The following is a 16,614-nucleotide window of genomic DNA, read 5'->3' on the forward strand; positions in this document are numbered from 1 at the left end:
CGAGTCACAGCTCCACGATCTCGACCAGGTCCTCCAGCCCCCGGAAATCGACGCCGTTACGGGTGTAGAGCGGGAGTCGCCGAGCAGACGCGATCGCGGCGATGAGTAGATCCATCCGGCGCGGGCGTGGATCTCGATTGGCTTGAAGCGTCAGCCCCACCAGTGACCCGTACCGCGTGGCGGCATCCGCGTCGAATGGCAGCGGCTCGAAATCCACCATCGCGGCTCCGAGCCTTTCGGTGCGGGCTGCCCGAGCCGACGCGGTCTTGGCCATCGCGACACCCTGATGTAGTTCCGCCATGGTGATCGCGGTGATCTCCGGAACCATCGGCAGCACCTCGGGATCGAGCAGATCCAGATCGATGTAGGCACAGGTGTCGAGAACGCCCGACTCGTGACGATCACCCATGCCGCCGCTCCCACGGATCGTCTCCGATGCGATCCTCGGTGCCGAAGAATTCATCGGCCTCCCGGCGCATCTCCTCGTAGTCGACACGCGGTAGCCGTCGAGACTTCTCGACCAACTCTTCAGCCGTCAGCCGCCGCCGCCTGCTGATCGGGCGCAACTCGGCGACCTCGACGCCGTTCCGGGTCACCCGATAGGTCTCGCCGGCTTCGACCGCATCCATGACAGCAGCAGACCGATTCCGGAATTCGCGCTGCGTGATGACCTTCATGAAACCAGTGTAGCTACACGTAGCGCACCGCGCTACACGGCCATCGTGAGGAAGCGATACCGGGCAGGTAGTTCGTCGACGGCGGTCAGACCTGGCGAAGCGCCCCGCCGTCGACTGCCCATTCAGCGCCGGTCACTTGGCCGGCGAGCGGCGACAGCAGGTAGGCGATGACCTGCGCGACGTCATCGGGCGTCCCGATGCGGCCGCTGGGGAGGCGACGCACATTACGGACGAAATGGTCCACGGCTTCTTCGGCAGGCAGCCCGAAGCGTGCGGAGAGTTGCTCGGCGAAGCCATCCGGCGCATCGAAAAGGGCTGTCCGGGTCGGTCCGGGAGAAACGACATTGGAACGCACTCGCCGCGGGCCGAATTCTGCTGCCAGCGCCCTGGAAACCGATAGCAGCGCGGTTTTCGCGGCGGCGTAGTCGACGATCGGCGGATCAGGAAACCGCGCGGCTTCGCTGGCGACATGCACGATGCTGCCGCCGCCGTGTTCGAGCAAAGCCGGGAGCGCCGCCCGGGTCATGCGCACCGCGGAGTGGCCGGTGACCAAGACGACTTTCCCCTCGATGTTCAAGTCCATGGATGTTTCCTTCGCATGTGGTTTTTCGGAGGTCAGGTCAGCGGAATGCGCGTCATCGCCTGGGCCATTTCCCGGTAGCCGGCGTCGTTGGGATGCTTGTGGTCACCGCTGTCGAAGGCAGGCAGGAGTCGTTCCGGGTCGGCCGGGTCCGCGAGCGCTCGGTTGAAGTCGACAACGGCGTCGAATTCGCCGGAGGTGCGGATCCAGTCGTTGAATTCGCGGATTTTCGCCGCGGACTCGGCGTTGTAATACTCCGCGCCCTTCATCGGCAGCAGCGTGGCGCCGATGACCTCGATTCCCTTGGCGTGCGCCAACCAGGCCGAGTCGTGCAGCAGCATGTTGCCGCCGATACCGGAGTTGAGCACCGGACGCGGTGTACCCGTGCTCGCCAGGAGTTCGGCCAGTTCGTCCGGCCAGCGATTGTCGGCGTCGGTAGTGGACGGTGATCGAGTCACCGAATGCGACGATGGTGTGCCGTGCCGTGTCGTGCCACCGTCGCGGACCACTTCCCGCGAAACACGCCCTCCGGCCGCCCCATTCCCCGCGGCCACGCCGCTATCGCGTGGCAGGAGATTCCCTACCTCGTCGCCGCCGGCGCGGGTGTCTCGCTGGCCGGTGTCGCCGCCGAAACCCACGCTGGAATTCCCGGCATCACCTGGATCCCGATCGAGGAGCACCATCCGATCAGATTCGCGGCGATCTGGCGGCGTCAAGGCGAGAACGCGCGGGTGCGTAGTTTTTTGACGTACTTGTACGAGACCGCCGGATCACGCGCACAATCGCCGCCCAAGAAAAGCAGCCGGCCCCACGCCCGTCCACGGGAAAGGCAGCGTCAGCGAGTTGATCGAAGAGCAGCGTCGATGATCGGCTATCTGGACACGTCGGCGTCGAAACCGCGGCCGCGCTCGCGGCATGCGGACGCTCAGGCCGCGAGGTAGCGGGCCGACTCGAGCAGGGTGGCGCGCAGGGCTGAGAGGTCGTGATTGCGCAGGCGGCCATTGTGTTTCACGATTTCGCCGGCCACCAGGACGGTGTCCACATCGGCAGGCGTGGCGGAGAGCACCAGCGAGGCGATGGGGTCGGTCAAGGCACTCATCGCGAGCGTGTCGGTGCGCACGACGATGAGGTCGGCTTGTTTGCCCACTCGCAGCGAACCGGTGGTCTCGGCGAGACCGAGGACACGTGCGCCATCGATGGTGGCCGTGCGCAGCACATCCCGGGTGGTGAAATCCTCGGCGAGCCTCGCTCTTTCGAAGAGGTATGCGGTGCGCATGATGCTGAACATGTCGCCGGGGCCGCTCGTCACCGAATCACTGCTGAGCGAGGTAAGGATGCCGTGGGCTTGCAGGCGGCCGACGGCGGGATAGCCGATATGCAACGCGGCTTCGCTGATGGGCGCGATCGAGGCGGTGCCGCCGGTGTCGGCGATGAGACGGAGTTGGTCATCGGTGTAGTAGTTGGGGTGGATGTAGGTGATGTCAGGGCCGAGCAGGCCACTGTTTCGCAGGAAAGCCAGTCCGCGATCGGCACTCTCGCGTCCGTGACCGCCCATGTGGACGGTGATCGGGAGGCCGAGTTCTCGCGCGGCGCGCCATTCCTCGGCAGCGACCTGAGGACCGGCATGTTCGGGACCACTGGCGGCGTAGGCGAAGGTCGTTCGAGGCGTCGTCGAGATCGGGGCCCCAGGGTAGGCATAGACCGCGCGGACACCTGACGCGTGCAATCCATCCACCGCCGCCTCGGTGTGCGCCGGAGTCTCGTTCAGCTGTGACCAGTCGAGCAACGTGGTGGTGCCGGAACTCGCGGCGTCCAGCGCGCCGGCCAGGTTGCCGATGTAGACGTCTTCGGGGCGATAGCGCGGGGCGTACCCGTGCAGGATGCGCGCCAGATAGTCGGCGAGGGTGCCATCGGCGACGGTTGCGCCGAGTGCGGCCTGCCAGGTGTGCCGGTGCGTGTCGACGAAGCCGGGTAAGACCAGCCGACCGGTCACATCGAGCACCTCCGGCGCGCTCAAACCTGTTCCTAGAGCGGCGATTCGGCCATCCTCCAACAGGATGTCGGTGTATTCGGTGACGTGTGGCTGCGGCTCGGTGTCGATCACGATCCCACCGCGGAGAAGCAGAGAACTCATGCCATAAGACTAGATTGAAAGCTTTTGGAAAAGCAATATAGAATGCTAGTAGGCTGTCGGCGTGCGTGACGAAGTCGACGATCTGGTACCCGGCTGGCAAGCAGGTGGGCTCTCCGCCGCGCTGATCGCCAATCTCGAGCTGAGCAAGCGGATTTCGCGGCTGAACGCACTGCTGGAACAAGCCGTACGAGCCGAGATCGCCCACTTCGGGTTGACCTACGCCGAATTCGATGTGCTGGCGGCCCTGCTACGCGCAGGCGAACCGTATCGCCTCAAGCCGAGCGAGCTCAGCCGCTCGCTGTTCCTGACCTCGGGCGGCACCAGCAATGTGCTGCAACGACTTACCGCCGCCGGACGGATCGAACGAGTCGACAACCCCGGCGACGGCCGCAGCCGATGGGTACAGCTCACACCCGACGGCCTGACGGTCGCCCGAGCCGCCATGGCCGGCTCCGGCAGGGTGCATGAACAACTGATGGCAGGCGTTCCCGAGGACGCGATCCGCCGCGGGGCGGACGCTCTCCGCGACATCAACGCGATCATCGGCCGCCGGCCGCGCTGACCCGGTCGACGCCTGGACCGCTCGCCAATCACGGGGACCGAAAATCCGCGCGCCTGGGAATCAATCGACGAACTCTAACTGTTAAACAGCTAGCAACAGTTAGGTAGTCGTATGTTCCCTCCACGCCCCGATAGGCAGACAACATGACCATCCCCCGGAGGTCCTCGCCGACCAAATCGACGCTCGCCGCCCGGAAGTCGATGAGATGACCGGACACTACGCACAAATCGCGTTCACCGACTCCGTCCGGGTCCACCAGACCGCGCACGGCAGTGCCCGCAGCTACGAACGGATGGCCGAGGTGCCCGCGGTACCGGATCGATTGGGCGAGAACGAATCCTGGTTCATCGGCGAACGAGGCAGCTTCTACCTGTCGACCGTGAGCGAGACCGGATGGCCCTACAAAGCGCGTACCGCTTGTTGGACCAGTCGAGACGAAACTCGTCTCGGCCGCAGTCGATGACCAGGAGGTCCGGGAACCGGAAGTTCGGCTCGCCGATCCACGCTCGCGCTGTCCGCGTCGGGAAAGCGAACAGGAGTATCCGACTCGGTATCGAGGCACGAACCGTTCAGCGCGTGCGCGTTCTCGAGTGCCCGGCGCAGTCTGTGGATCACCCGGTCATGGGCCCGACTCTGCCCGACAGCGCACCACACGACCATCCACCAGCTCGAATGGCCCGCCGAACCGCGCAGCAAGGTCTCCGGGGTCCGCAGACAGGAACTCCTCAGCCGTCAGCCGCTGTTCGCCACAGGCACCTACAGCAGTCACGCGGGAAGGCAACCGCACCCCAGGCTAATTCACACGCGGGTTGACCTGCGGAAAACAAGGGTTCCCCCATTGTGCCCTCGGCAGGATTCGAACCTGCGACACCCGCTTTAGGAGAGCGGTGCTCTATCCCCTGAGCTACGAAGGCTGGGCTAGATGGGATCGGAGTCTACCGGGTGGGGTGGTCGGAGGGGGAATCGGTGGGGAGGCCGGATTCGAAGGTGGCGGGGTCGTAGGGGAAATCGGGCATGGCGGTGAAGAGGGAGGTGAAGAGGTCGGGGGTGGCGGGGGGCCAGGTGCCGGTCAGGAGGGCGGGGCGCCACCAGGGTTCGGAGTACCAGCCGGTGGGGACGGGGCGGCCGGCCACCAGGGTGCCGGGGTAATAGAAGGGGGTGTGGTCGGAGGGGGTGGGGGCGGCGGTGATCTGGCGGCCCTGGAAGATGACGGTGCGGTCCTCGGTGACGTGGCCGGCACGGTTCTGATTGGCGAGTTTCGGGATGGCGTGGCCGGGGTCCAGGTGCATGGCGGTGCGGGCGGCGCGGATGTAGTAGAGGCCTTCCAGCGCGGTCTGTTTGGCGACCCGGGCCTGGAGGGGGGTGGTGGCCAGGCCGAGTTGGGCGGCGACCGAGGCGTGACATTCGGCGGCGTCGGCCAGCGCTTGCGTTGCCGCATCGTTGCTGGGTTCCAGGATGTCGAGTTGATCGCCGAGCCGCTGCTGCTCGCGCCTGGCGCCGGAGAGCGCGTCGGCGAACTCCACCTCAGCCAGGGTGGACGCCTGGGTTTTGGGTCTCATCGCGAACAAGATCACGACGATCACCACGACCAGCAGGAGCAGCAGCCACACCATCGCACACTCGCCTTCCGTCGGCGTACCGAAACGGAATCGAGTTTACTGACAGTTTGCTGTCTAGGGATCAGGTGCGCTCGTACTCGGCCGGGTCGAAGCGGCGGGTCTTCCAGCGATAGAGCACCGTGGCCCCGGGCCAGTTGTTCGTGATGCGCCCGGCCGCGTTCCGGTACCAGCTGGAACAGAAATTCCAGGGCGTGTCCTTCAGACGACGCTGCAACCAGTCGTCCCAATTCTGCTCGACCCCGGGCCGGGCCGCGAGCTGCTGTCCGGGCCGCTGCGCCAGATAGCGCACGACCTGGCGGATATAGCGTGCCTGGGATTCGAGCATGTAGATGATCGACCCGGAGCCCACATTCGTGTTCGGCCCGTACATCAGGAACAGATTCGGGAAGTGCGGCACCGAAACACCCAGGTAGGCGCGGGCGCCCTCATCACCCCAGACATCGGCCAGCTTGCGGCCGCCGACACCGTAGATATTCATGGGCGCGAGGAATTCGGTGCCTTTGAATCCGGTGCCGTAGATGATGACGTCGACCGCGTGCTCGACCCCGTCGGCGGTGCGGATGCCATTCGGCGTCACCGCTTCGATCGCGGTGGTCTCGACGGCCACATTGGGCTGGGCCAGCGCCGGGAAATACTCGTTGGAGAACAGCCCGCGCTTGCAGCCCGCCGCGTAGTCGGGGGTGAGTTTCGCGCGCAGTTCCGGATCGGGTACCTGCTTTTCCCGATGCCGGTCGGCGAGGGCGATGACGGGGGCCTTGATCGCTGGAATGTCGGTCAGGGCCAGGGCGAGGACCTCGAAGAACGACCAGATCGCGAACCGTTCGGCCCACCGGGTGGGCGGCACGTGCTTGAACAGCGCGTGGTGCAGTGCGCTGTATTCGGTGTCGAATTTCGGCAGCACCCAGGCGGCCGAACGCTGGAACAGCGTCAGGTGCGCGACCTTCGGCTGGATCCGCGGAATGTATTGGATCGCACTGGCTCCCGTGCCGATACAGGCGACGCGTTTACCGGTCAGGTCGACACTGTGATCCCATTCGGCCGAGTGGAACGCCGCGCCGGTGAAACTATCGATACCGGGCAGATTCGGCAGGGCTGGACGTGAGAGCTGCCCGACGGCGGGAATGAGCACGTCGGCGGTCAGCCTGGTCCCGTCGGTGGTGGTGACCGTCCACTGTCCGGATCGCTCGTCGAATTCGGCGTCGGCCACCTCGGTACCGAAACGGATATCGCGCCGCAGATCGTGCTTCTCCGCGACGCCACGCATATAGGCGTGGATATCGGCCTGTTCCGAGAATCGCCGGGGCCAGTCGGTTTTCGGCTCGCAGGACCAGGAGTACAGCGGTGAGGGCACGTCGCAGGCCGCGCCCGGGTAGGTGTTCTCCCGCCACACGCCGCCGAGGTCGGCGGCCTTCTCCAGAATGGTGAAGTTGTCCAGCCCGGCGCGGCGCAGTTCCATGGCCATGCCGAGCCCCGCGAATCCGGCGCCGATGATGAGGATGGACGGGCTAGTCATACCTCGACAGTAGCGGCCCCGACCTGCACCGCTAAGAGATCAGCGGACAGGAAATCAATATTTTCGGCCACTCGGCTAGAGGCCGAGCGCGTCGAGGATCATCGGGCGAGCGGTAGCCAGCGAGCGCTCCCAGTACGGCCAGGTGTGGGTGCCGTTGACCAGATCGACCCGGCCCGGAATTCCCAAGGCGGCCAGACGATCTCGGAAGATCTGCGCGGCGGTCAGCGACATCGCCTCCAGGCCCATGGCGTTCACCGTGTTGCCGATCCCGTTGGCCAGGTCCAGGACACCGGGCACACCGTTGCCCGAGCTCACGTAGATCGGCAGGCCGCGCAGCTTGTCCGCCTGCACGGTGGCGTCGTTGCGCAGCCACGCCGGATCACCGGCCGGGCCCCACATGTCGTCCACGTTGAACATGCCCTCGTCCCACATGGCGGCGCGCATCGCCTGGTTCCAGGCGGGGAAGGTCGGGTTCACGAAACCCGAGAAGGAACCGGCGAACTTGAACTGGTCACGGTGGTGCGCGGCCAGCGTCAATGCCGCGTTACCGCCCATGGACGCACCGACGATCGCGTTGTTCGTCCGGGACACACCGTATTTGGACAAAAAGGCGGGCAACTCCCGCGTCAGGAAGGTTTCCCACTTGTAGGTGTTCTTCTGACCGTTGGTGCTGCTCGGGCGGTACCAGTCGGTATAGAAACTGGACCGGCCACCGACCGGGAACACCAGGGTGACGTTGTCACCCGCGAACTGACCGATCGCGTTGGTGTCGGAGATCCATTGGCTGTGATCGCCGGGTGCGCGCAGCCCGTCCAGCACGTAGAGGGCCGCGCTGCCACCGCGTGCGGCCCACTGCACCTGCACCTTGATCGGCCCCATGCTGGAGGGCACCATCAGTTCCTGCTGGCCGCCCGCGGGCGCGGCCGTGGCCACTGTCGCGCCGAGGGTCGACAGGATCCCCGCCGTCGCCAGCACCGTGATGATCTGCTTCAGCCGGCCCGCGAATCTCCGGCCGGATCGCGCTGTCGTGCGCACACCGATACCTCCCACCTGTTCGGAAGAAAAATACCGAACTCATTCGAATTCCGCTGTCACACAGTCCCAAATACGCCAATACGACACGCCGGGGACATGGCGCGCGGCAATCGGCGGGCCGGTCCGGATTCGCGTGTCGGACCGAGGTCGGCGCGCGGCACCGGGGTAGGTTCGCAGCGCTTGCTTCGTATTCGCTCGCGGGGGATCGGCGAGGAGGCTCCGATTTCTACCACCGTCATCGACGACGCACCTTTCACCGGATTCCACGCCAGACTCGCCGTCGCGTGCTCTGGCGGCCCGCTGCTGGACGGCTACATCCTGAGCATCGTCGGCACCGCGCTGATCGGCATGACCGCGGAGCTGGATCTCAGCACCACCGACATAAGCCTGATCGGCGCGTCCGCGCTGATCGGCATGTTCGTCGGCGGCGCGCTGTTCGGTGTGCTCACCGACAAGATCGGGCGTGAGTTCATGTACACCGCCGACCTGGTGGTCATGGCGGTCTGCTCGGTGCTGTCGTTCTGGACCGAGTCGGTGTGGCTGATCGTGGTCCTGCGTTTCGTGCTCGGCATGGCCGTCGCCGCCGACTATCCGATCGCCACCTCATTGCTGAGTGAATGGCTGCCCCGCAAACAACGGGGCACACTGCTCGGATTCCAGATTGTCGCGTGGTACGCGGGTTCGGTACTCGCCTATGTCGTCGGCTATTTGTGCCTGACCTTTTTCGGCAATGGCAGCTGGCGCTGGCAGTTGGCCAGCAGCGCGCTGCTCTGCGCGTTCTTCCTCATCGTCCGGCAATCCTCGGCGCCGGAATCGCCGCGCTGGCTGGCTCAGCACGGACGAGCGGACGAGGCAGCAGCGATGATCGAGAAGTTCCTGACGAAACGAGTCGCGCCGACGGACCTCATCGAACCGACCGAAGCCGAACACCAGGGTTCCATCCGCGAATTGTTCACGCCCGCATTCCGTAAGCGCACAGCATTCTGCTCCGGATTCTTCCTGTGCCAGGTGACGGTTCTGTTCGCCATGCTGACCTTCGGGCCGCGCATTCTCGAGGGATTCGGCATGCCGGCGGGCACCTGGATGGACACCCTCGGCGTGGCGCTGATCAGCGTCGTATTCCTGATCGGCTGTCTACCGGCGATGCGCCTGATCAATACCGTCGGCCGTCGGCCGACGATCGTCTGGTGCTTCGCCCTGATGATCTTTCCGGTACTCGCCATGGGCATCTGGCCGCATATGCACGTCGGACTGGCGCTGGTCATGCTCTGCCTCTACGCCTTCTTCTGCGGCGGCCCGAACGTGCTCGACTGGACCTATCCGAACGAGCTGTTCCCGACCCACATCCGGGCTACCGCTGTCGGTTTCGCCACCTCGGTCAGCCGGGTCGGCGCGGCGCTCGGCACCTATCTGCTGCCGTGGTCGCTCGATCATCTCGGACTGGGCACCACCTTCCTGTGCGCCGCCGCGATCACCGCGATCGGCTATCTGATCTGCCTGTGGGGCGCGCCGGAAACGAAGGGCCGCGATCTGAGCGCCGCCTCCGCGGTCATCCTGAAACCGGTACCGCCGAAGCTGCCGCGCGGCGGGCGGATCACCGGCGACGGAATTCTGTGAGCGAGGACATCGACAACTCCCCCGAAATCCGAAGGAGGTGACCGCACGAATGCCGCACGCCGAAGTCGAGCTGATCCTGAATCAGAAAGGTGGAGTGGGTAAATCGACCCTGTCGATGAACCTGGCCGCGACCACCGCCGAAGTTCTGGCCCGCGACCCCGACGAACCGTCGCCCGTCGCGGTGGTCAGCATCGACCCGCAGGGCTCGGCGACCTGGTGGGCCGAGCGAATGAAAGTACTGCCCTTCCACATCGTGCAGACCCACGAGGACGTGGCCGGTCTGCGCAAACTCCGCGAATTGCCCGACATCAAGCAGGTTTACGTGGACACGCCCGGCTGGATGGGCCACGACGGCACTGCCGAGGACCCGCTGGACGGGCTTGCCTACGCCGATGCCCTGCACGCCGCCCTGGACTCGGCCACCCACGTGCTGGTGCCGCTGGAACCCGAACCGCTCGGCTTCGATCCGACGGCACGCACCATCGAAACCCTGATCAAGCCGCGCGGACTGGATTTCCTGGTCGTCATCAACAATTGGGATCCCCGCGACGGCGATGTCGATCTCCAGCAGACCAGGGCCTTCGTCCAGGCGAACGAATGGCCGCTGGCCAATACCGTGGTCCGCCACTACAAGGTGCACGCGCGGGCGTCCGCCGACGGGGTGGTGGTCACCCAGTACCCGAAGAATCGCATCTCATTGGAATGCCGCCAGGATTTCGCCCGGCTGGCACTGGAATTGAAGACGGGTGGTCGCTGATGGCTCGCGGTAAACGCACCGACCTCGCCTCGCTGGTCGGCTCGACCGGCCTGAATTCGCCGGTGGACGGCGTGAATTCGGTGGCCGTCGTCGGTAAACCGGCGCCGTGGACGGCGGCGGTGCTCAAGTCGGCGCCCTCGAATACGGCGCCGCTGGCCGACCTGGTGGCCAATCCACGCAATCCACGCGAGGGCGAGCGGAATCTCGAAGACCTCGAATCGATCGCGGAAATCCAGCTGCAACCCGCGCTGGCGGTCACCCGGGCGGCGTATCTGGCGCTGTGGCCGGAGGACGAACCGGAGCTCGGCACGGCGAAACTGGTGATCATCAACGGTTGCCGCCGTCTGGCGGCCGCCCAGAAGTACGGGCGCGACACACTGGAATTCGTAGTCAAGGACGAGGTCGCCGCCAGCCGGGCCAGCTTGCGCACCGCGGCCATCCGGGAGAATGTCGAGCGGGAGAACCTCGATGTCATCGAGGAGGCCCGGGCGGTCGAGGCCCTGGTCGCCGACTCGGGGACGGCGGCGGCCGCGGCCGCCGCGCTGGGCAAGACCGAGGCGTGGGTGTCTCAGCGCCGGGCACTGCTGAAGCTGACACCGCAGTTGCAGCAGAAACTGCGTGCCGGGGAACTGGCGATCCGGGTGGCCCGCAGCCTGGCCCTGGTGCCCGCCGAGGAACAGGTGGCGCGGTGGCGCGCCGCGCTCGACAAAGCCGATCAGCCGCGGCCGGAGCGGAAATCACCCGAACCCGTCGGCATCGACCAGGTCGCGAAATCGTTCAAGAAATGGGGCGTCGGCACCGACACGCTCGCGCCCGCGCTGCTGGCCCATCTGGACCGGCCCGGCGTGCACGCGCTGATCGCCGAGCTGCGTCAGCTCGTTTCCTGAGCGGCGACCCGATCGCCCCTTCCGCCGGCGGGAGGGGCGATCGCCGTTCTTAACCGCGGTTAAGGCGCTGGTGATTAGCCCGCTGGCGGGCGGGTAGCACGTCAGGCATGGACCACTCACGGGCTCCATTGGTCGAGGCGCTGTCGAACTACCACCGGCTCGGCCGATACGGATTCACGCCACCCGGGCACCGGCAGGGGCGCGGTGCCGACGACCGGGTGCTCGATGCCATCGGCGCGGACGCCTTCCGGTCCGATGTCCTGGCCGGGCCCGGCCTCGACGATCGGCTCGCGCGCAACGGCTACCTGGCCGACGCCGAATCCCTGATGGCCGACGCGGTCGGCGCCGAGCACGCCTTCTTCTCCACCTGCGGCAGCTCACTGTCGGTGAAGGCCGCGATCATGGCGGTCGCGGGTGGGCGGGACGGTGGATTGCTGGTGGCGCGGGACAGCCACAAATCGATCGTCGCGGGCCTGATCTTCTCCGGGGTACTGCCGCGCTGGATCACGCCGCGCTGGGACGCCGAGCGGCACTTCTCGCATCCGCCGTCGCCCGAGCAGGTCCGCGCGGTGTGGGAGCGGTACCCGGACGCGGCGGGCTGCCTGATCGTCAGCCCGAGCCCGTACGGCACCTGCGCGGATCTGGCCGGGATCGCGCAGGTGTGCCATGAGCGCGGCAAGCCGCTCATCGTGGACGAGGCGTGGGGGGCGCATCTGCCGTTCCACCCCGGCCTGCCCACCTGGGCCATGGATGTCGGGGCTGATGTGTGCGTGGTCAGCGTGCACAAGATGGGCGCGGGGTTCGAACAGGGATCGGTGTTCCATCTCCAGGGTGACCTGGTTGATCCCGCGCGACTCAGCGCGTGCGCCGACCTGCTGATGACCACCAGCCCGAGCGTGCTGGTCTACGCCGCGCTGGACGGCTGGCGACGGCAGATGGTCGAGCGCGGCTACGAATTGCTCGATGCCGCACTGGGTGTCGCACGCCGGGCGCGCACCGAGCTGGCCGAGATTCCCGGCCTCGAGGTACTGGAGGAGCAACTGCTCGGGGTCGAGGCCTCCCATGACCTGGATCGCCTACAGGTGCTGATGGATGTCTCCGGGACGGGCGCGACGGGCTATCAGGCCGCGGATTGGTTGCGCGAGCACCGGCGGCTCGACATGGGGCTCATCGATCATCGCCGGGTGCTGGCGACACTGTCGCTCGCCGACGACAAGCAGACCGTCGACACTCTGGTCCGCGGACTCGCCGATTGGCGCGCGGCAGTGAAACCCGGCGAGGCACCGGCTATTTCGCTGCCGTCTCCGGAAGAGCTCCAGTTGGAGCAGGTCCAGCTGCCCCGCGACGCGTTCTTCGGACCGGCCGAAGCGGTGCCGATCGAGCGGGCCGCGGGCCGTATCGCCGCCGAGCAGATCACGCCGTACCCGCCGGGGATTCCGGTGGTGCTGCCCGGGGAGCGTCTGGATTCGGCGGTCCTGGACTATCTGCGCACCGGTCTGGCCGCGGGCATGAACATTCCCGATGCCGCGGACTCCACGCTGGCCACGGTCCGCGTGACAAAGTAGCGAACTTCGGTGTGACTCTGGCGGGATCGGGTGCGACAGCCGACTATGGATGCGTGGCAGGAGAATTGGTTCCGATTCCGGAGTGGTTCGCGGCCGAGAATCAGGATTGCGGGATCGCGGTCGCCGATGTAACCGGGGACGGCACACCGGATGTCGTGGTGCTCATGGTCGACGATCCGCAGGAGCAGAACGCTGGATGGTATCGGGTCGGGGCGGGGCTGGCGGCGGACGGCACGGTCGGGCAGTGGGGGCCGTGGCTGGCCGTGCCGGAGTGGTTCGGCTGGCAGAACCAGGGCGCCGGGATCGCGCTCGCCGATCTCAGCGGTAACGGCCGCCCGGATCTGGTCGTCTTCGTGGTCGACAACCCGCCGGGCCAGAACCAGGGCTACTTCCGGATCGGGCGGGATCTGGCGCCCGATGGACAGGTCACCGGTGGCTGGACGCCCTGGCAACCGGTGCCGGACTGGTACGGCTGGGAGAACCAGGGCGCCGATATCGCGCTCACCCGCATCGACGGACAGCCCACGCTGGTGGTGCTGGCCGTCGACAATCCGCAGGGGCCGAACACCGGCCAGTTCCGCCTGGCCAAGGGCCTGACCGCCGAGGGCGCCGTGGCCGAGTGGACGCCGTGGGTGGCCGTGCCCGACTGGTACGGGTGGGAGAACCAGGGCGCCGGAATCACGGTCGCGGACAATCCGCAGGGCGATGGCCGTCCCGCGCTGCTGGTTTTCGCGGTGGACAATCCCGGCGGCCCGAATTCGGGCGTGTACACGATCGGCTGGGGTCTGGACGGCACCGGCCATTGCCTCGACGGCTGGAGTGGCTGGACCGAGTTGCCGTGGGGCTTCCACGAGAACCAGGGCGCGGCCGTCGCACTGCGCCCGACCGCAGGGCTGCCGGAACTGGTGCTCTGCACCATCGACAACCCGCCCGGGCCGAATACCGGCTACCTCCAGGTCCTTCCGGTGCAGACCGATCTCGAGCATGCCGCGCATCTGGGCCTCTGGCGGATCCTGGACTACGGCACCGAGATCAATCCCGTGCACGCCGCGCTGCTGCACACCGGCGACGTGCTGTTCTTCGCCGGTTCCGGCAACGACCCCGACCTGCACAACGCACACCAATTCCGGACGCGGGTCTGGCATTATCCGCGCCCCGGGCTGGCGGCGCCGGACACACCCATCGATCTGTTCTGTGTCGGACAGACCTTCCTGCCGGACGGGCGGCTGCTGGCCGCCGGTGGCACCGAGCGCTACGACCCGTTCTACGGCCTGAAGGACGCGCTGGTCTTCGACCCGGCCGCCCTGACCTGGAATCCGGTACCGGACATGACATTCGGCCGGTGGTACCCCTCGCTGGTGACCATGCCCGACGGTAACGCCGTCGCCGTGTCCGGTCTCGGCGCCGACAACTTCCTGTCCGTGGTGCCGGAGCGCTTCGACCGCGCCACCGGCACCTGGACCCAGTTGCCGATCCCCGGCCCGATCCCCATGTACGGCCATCTGATCCTGCTCGCGGACGGCCGGGTGTTCTATACCGGCGGTCAGTACGGCGCGAACAACGGTATGCGCCCGAGTATCTGGGATCCGAGCACCGGAGCGGTCCAGGAGGTACCGGGCCTGGCCGAGCCCGGTTCACGCAACCAGTCCGCCAGCGTGCTGCTACCACCCGCCCAGGATCAGCGAGTCATGATCCTGGGCGGCGGTGGTTTCGATATGCACAGTCCCGCACCGGCTTTGGCGGACACCCGGATCGTCGACCTGAAGGCGCCGACCCCCGGGTACGCGGCCGGGCCGCCGATGGAGCACGCCCGCATGCACCTGTGCGCGGTCCTGCTGCCCGATCGGACGGTCCTGGCCACCGGTGGTTCCGGCATGGAGGAGATGGCGCACGCCGCGCCGCCGCACGCCGAGATCTTCGATCCCGCGCAGGGTGCCTGGATGCATACCGGCCCATCGCGCATCGCCCGGCTCTACCATTCGATCGCGCTGCTCACCCCCGACGGCAAGGTGGTGACCGCGGGCTCGAACCCGGCCCGCAAGACCGAAGAGCTGCGAATCGAAATCTATTGGCCGCCTTACCTTTTCCGGGGTCCACGACCGGATCTTCGGCTCGACGCCGACACCGCCGGGTACGGCTCGACGGTGACCGCGACGGTCGACGCGCCACTGCGCGAGATCAATCTGGTCCGGCCCGGCGCGACCACGCACTCCGCCGACAACGAGCAGCGCCTGGTCGATATCGCCTACACCGGCGCGGGCCCGGGGTCGATCACCCTGACCCTGCCGTCGGATCCCGCACTGGCACCGCCCGGCTGGTACCTGGTGTTCGCGGTGAACACCGTGGGTGTTCCCACCACTGGACGGTGGCTCCAGCTGACCTGACTCACCGGGGCCCTGTGAAGTCGCCCAACGCGCTGTCGATGCGGGCGCCGGTTCACCCCCTGGCCGTAAGGTGACGATCATGGAGGACAAGCAGATGTCGGAGCTCGTCCAGCAGGTGGTGGAGTCCCATCTGCTGGACGGGACACGCCGGTACAACCGCCGTGAGGTGGCCGAACGGTCCGGCGTGCCGACCGAGGTCTCCAAGCGGCTGTGGACAGCGCTCGGTTTCCCCGCCAACCCCGACGACGATGCCGTCGAATACACCGAGGCCGATATCGAGGCGGTGCGCAGCTTCCGCGGTATGGGCGTGGTCGCCGCCGCGGGCGTACGCCAGCAGGCCGCGGCCGCGCGCACCCTGGGCCAGAGCATGGCCCGGCTCGCGGAGTGGCAGGCCGACCTGGTGCTGTCGGAGATCGTCACCCGGATCGCCAAGGCCGCGCACAACGGCGAGGAGGTCGATCCCACCGAGACAGCCCGCGCCGCCACCGAGGCGACCATCGCGGTGCTCGAGGAATTGCAGACCTACGCCTGGCGCCGTCACCTGGCCGCGGCCCTGGCCCGCTCCATCGACGGCGGCAGTACCCCCGCCGAGGATTCCACCCGCGAGCTGGCCGTCGGCTTCGCCGATATGGTCGGCTATACCCGGCTCACCCGCCACCTGCACCCCGACGAACTGTCCATGCTGCTGGAGGCGTTCGAATCCACCACCACCGCCGCGATCACCGACAACGGCGGCTGGGTGATCAAGAACGTGGGCGACGAAGTCATGTTCGCGGCCGAGACGGCCGAGGACGCCGCACGCATCGCACTGGCCATCCAGGAGTCGACCATGATGGTCGGCGGTACCCCCGACCTGCGGGTGGCCGTGGCCTACGGCCCGGTCCTCCAGCGTTTCGGCGACCTGTACGGCTCGGTGGTGAACACGGCTTCCCGGCTGACCGGCGTCGCGCGCCCCGGCACCATCCTGGTCGACGACGCCGCTGCCGCGGAACTCGCCGGAAAACCCGAGTTCGACATCCGGCACCTGCGCAGCGTGCGCGTGCGGGGCTTCAACCGGCTGCGCCCGCACGTGCTCCGCGGCAAGAACGGCTGATCAGTCGGGCTTCTTACGCGGCATCATGCTCGGCTTCGGCCGGGCCGCCGTCCCCGCCGGCCGCTGACCCGTCTCCTTCTTCGGCGCGTCCTTGGCCCCGTTACCGACCTGCTTCTTCCCCGCTTCGGTTTCGCTACTGCTCACGACACTCTCCTACTCGCGGCCGAGACACGGTCTCGGAATTCGGAAAA

At 67.0% G+C, this 16,614-nt stretch carries 17 protein-coding genes and 1 tRNA gene; 8 read left to right on the top strand and 10 right to left on the bottom strand.

Annotated elements, in window-relative coordinates; genetic code table 11:
- Window positions 1-4: 4 nt before the first annotated feature.
- From ACFVMC_RS02645 to ACFVMC_RS02665, 5 genes are all read right to left on the bottom strand, one after another.
- Window positions 5-409, bottom strand: coding sequence for a type II toxin-antitoxin system VapC family toxin (locus tag ACFVMC_RS02645; RefSeq protein ID WP_379206226.1), 405 nt, complete (start codon window positions 407-409; stop codon window positions 5-7).
- Window positions 402-677, bottom strand: coding sequence for a type II toxin-antitoxin system Phd/YefM family antitoxin (locus ACFVMC_RS02650; protein ID WP_379206228.1), 276 nt, complete (start codon window positions 675-677; stop codon window positions 402-404). The genes ACFVMC_RS02645 and ACFVMC_RS02650 overlap by 8 nt, the downstream gene beginning before the upstream one ends.
- Before the next feature lie 85 nt (window positions 678-762).
- Window positions 763-1,260 (bottom strand): SDR family NAD(P)-dependent oxidoreductase, encoded by a 498-nt coding sequence (locus tag ACFVMC_RS02655; RefSeq protein ID WP_379206230.1) that lies wholly within the window; start codon window positions 1,258-1,260, stop codon window positions 763-765.
- 32 nt (window positions 1,261-1,292) lie between these two features.
- Window positions 1,293-1,715 carry a GDSL-type esterase/lipase family protein gene (locus tag ACFVMC_RS02660; RefSeq protein ID WP_379206232.1) on the bottom strand — a complete coding sequence of 141 codons (423 nt, stop codon included), beginning with the start codon at window positions 1,713-1,715 and terminating at the stop codon, window positions 1,293-1,295.
- Window positions 1,716-2,182: 467 nt separating this feature from the next.
- Entirely contained in the window at window positions 2,183-3,391 is a 1,209-nt protein-coding gene (locus ACFVMC_RS02665) for an amidohydrolase family protein (protein WP_379206233.1), read from the bottom strand.
- 61 nt (window positions 3,392-3,452) lie between these two features.
- Between ACFVMC_RS02665 and ACFVMC_RS02670 the strand changes: the two genes are divergently transcribed.
- Together ACFVMC_RS02670 and ACFVMC_RS02675 are read left to right on the top strand one after the other, a co-directional pair.
- Window positions 3,453-3,953, top strand: coding sequence for a MarR family winged helix-turn-helix transcriptional regulator (locus ACFVMC_RS02670; RefSeq protein WP_379206235.1), 501 nt, complete (start codon window positions 3,453-3,455; stop codon window positions 3,951-3,953).
- Between the two features lie 205 nt (window positions 3,954-4,158).
- Window positions 4,159-4,416, top strand: coding sequence for a hypothetical protein (locus ACFVMC_RS02675; RefSeq protein ID WP_379206237.1), 258 nt, complete (start codon window positions 4,159-4,161; stop codon window positions 4,414-4,416).
- Window positions 4,417-4,794: 378 nt separating this feature from the next.
- On the opposite strand, the gene ACFVMC_RS02680 is transcribed toward ACFVMC_RS02675, so the two are convergent.
- The 4 genes from ACFVMC_RS02680 to ACFVMC_RS02695 form a co-directional block, all read right to left on the bottom strand.
- A tRNA-Arg gene (locus tag ACFVMC_RS02680) sits at window positions 4,795-4,867 on the bottom strand.
- Window positions 4,868-4,888: 21 nt separating this feature from the next.
- Complete coding sequence (locus ACFVMC_RS02685) at window positions 4,889-5,566, bottom strand: DUF1542 domain-containing protein (protein WP_379206238.1); 678 nt, start codon at window positions 5,564-5,566, stop codon at window positions 4,889-4,891.
- Between the two features lie 67 nt (window positions 5,567-5,633).
- A complete protein-coding gene (locus ACFVMC_RS02690) occupies window positions 5,634-7,085 on the bottom strand; it encodes a flavin-containing monooxygenase (protein ID WP_379206240.1) in 1,452 nt (483 codons plus the stop codon).
- 75 nt (window positions 7,086-7,160) lie between these two features.
- Complete coding sequence (locus tag ACFVMC_RS02695) at window positions 7,161-8,120, bottom strand: alpha/beta hydrolase (protein WP_379206241.1); 960 nt, start codon at window positions 8,118-8,120, stop codon at window positions 7,161-7,163.
- Window positions 8,121-8,300: 180 nt separating this feature from the next.
- Between ACFVMC_RS02695 and ACFVMC_RS02700 the strand changes: the two genes are divergently transcribed.
- The 6 genes from ACFVMC_RS02700 (at window position 8,301) to ACFVMC_RS02725 (ending at window position 16,423) form a co-directional block, all read left to right on the top strand.
- Window positions 8,301-9,737, top strand: coding sequence for an MFS transporter (locus ACFVMC_RS02700; protein WP_379206243.1), 1,437 nt, complete (start codon window positions 8,301-8,303; stop codon window positions 9,735-9,737).
- Between the two features lie 49 nt (window positions 9,738-9,786).
- Window positions 9,787-10,494, top strand: coding sequence for a ParA family protein (locus ACFVMC_RS02705; RefSeq protein WP_379207778.1), 708 nt, complete (start codon window positions 9,787-9,789; stop codon window positions 10,492-10,494).
- Entirely contained in the window at window positions 10,494-11,381 is an 888-nt protein-coding gene (locus ACFVMC_RS02710) for a ParB/RepB/Spo0J family partition protein (protein ID WP_379206244.1), read from the top strand. The genes ACFVMC_RS02705 and ACFVMC_RS02710 overlap by 1 nt, the downstream gene beginning before the upstream one ends.
- Window positions 11,382-11,488: 107 nt before the next feature.
- Window positions 11,489-12,946, top strand: coding sequence for an aminotransferase class I/II-fold pyridoxal phosphate-dependent enzyme (locus ACFVMC_RS02715; RefSeq protein WP_379206246.1), 1,458 nt, complete (start codon window positions 11,489-11,491; stop codon window positions 12,944-12,946).
- A 53-nt stretch (window positions 12,947-12,999) separates the two neighbouring features.
- Window positions 13,000-15,330 carry a galactose oxidase-like domain-containing protein gene (locus ACFVMC_RS02720; RefSeq protein ID WP_379206248.1) on the top strand — a complete coding sequence of 777 codons (2,331 nt, stop codon included), beginning with the start codon at window positions 13,000-13,002 and terminating at the stop codon, window positions 15,328-15,330.
- Window positions 15,331-15,406: 76 nt separating this feature from the next.
- A complete protein-coding gene (locus ACFVMC_RS02725) occupies window positions 15,407-16,423 on the top strand; it encodes an adenylate/guanylate cyclase domain-containing protein (RefSeq protein ID WP_379207779.1) in 1,017 nt (338 codons plus the stop codon).
- On the opposite strand, the gene ACFVMC_RS02730 is transcribed toward ACFVMC_RS02725, so the two are convergent.
- Window positions 16,424-16,567: a hypothetical protein gene (locus ACFVMC_RS02730; protein ID WP_379206250.1), complete on the bottom strand. Its 144-nt coding sequence runs from the start codon at window positions 16,565-16,567 to the stop codon at window positions 16,424-16,426. It lies immediately after the preceding gene.
- Window positions 16,568-16,614 lie beyond the last annotated feature (47 nt).

The organism is Nocardia sp. NPDC127579 (assembly GCF_042672005.1).
Taxonomy (GTDB): Bacteria; Actinomycetota; Actinomycetes; order Mycobacteriales; family Mycobacteriaceae; genus Nocardia.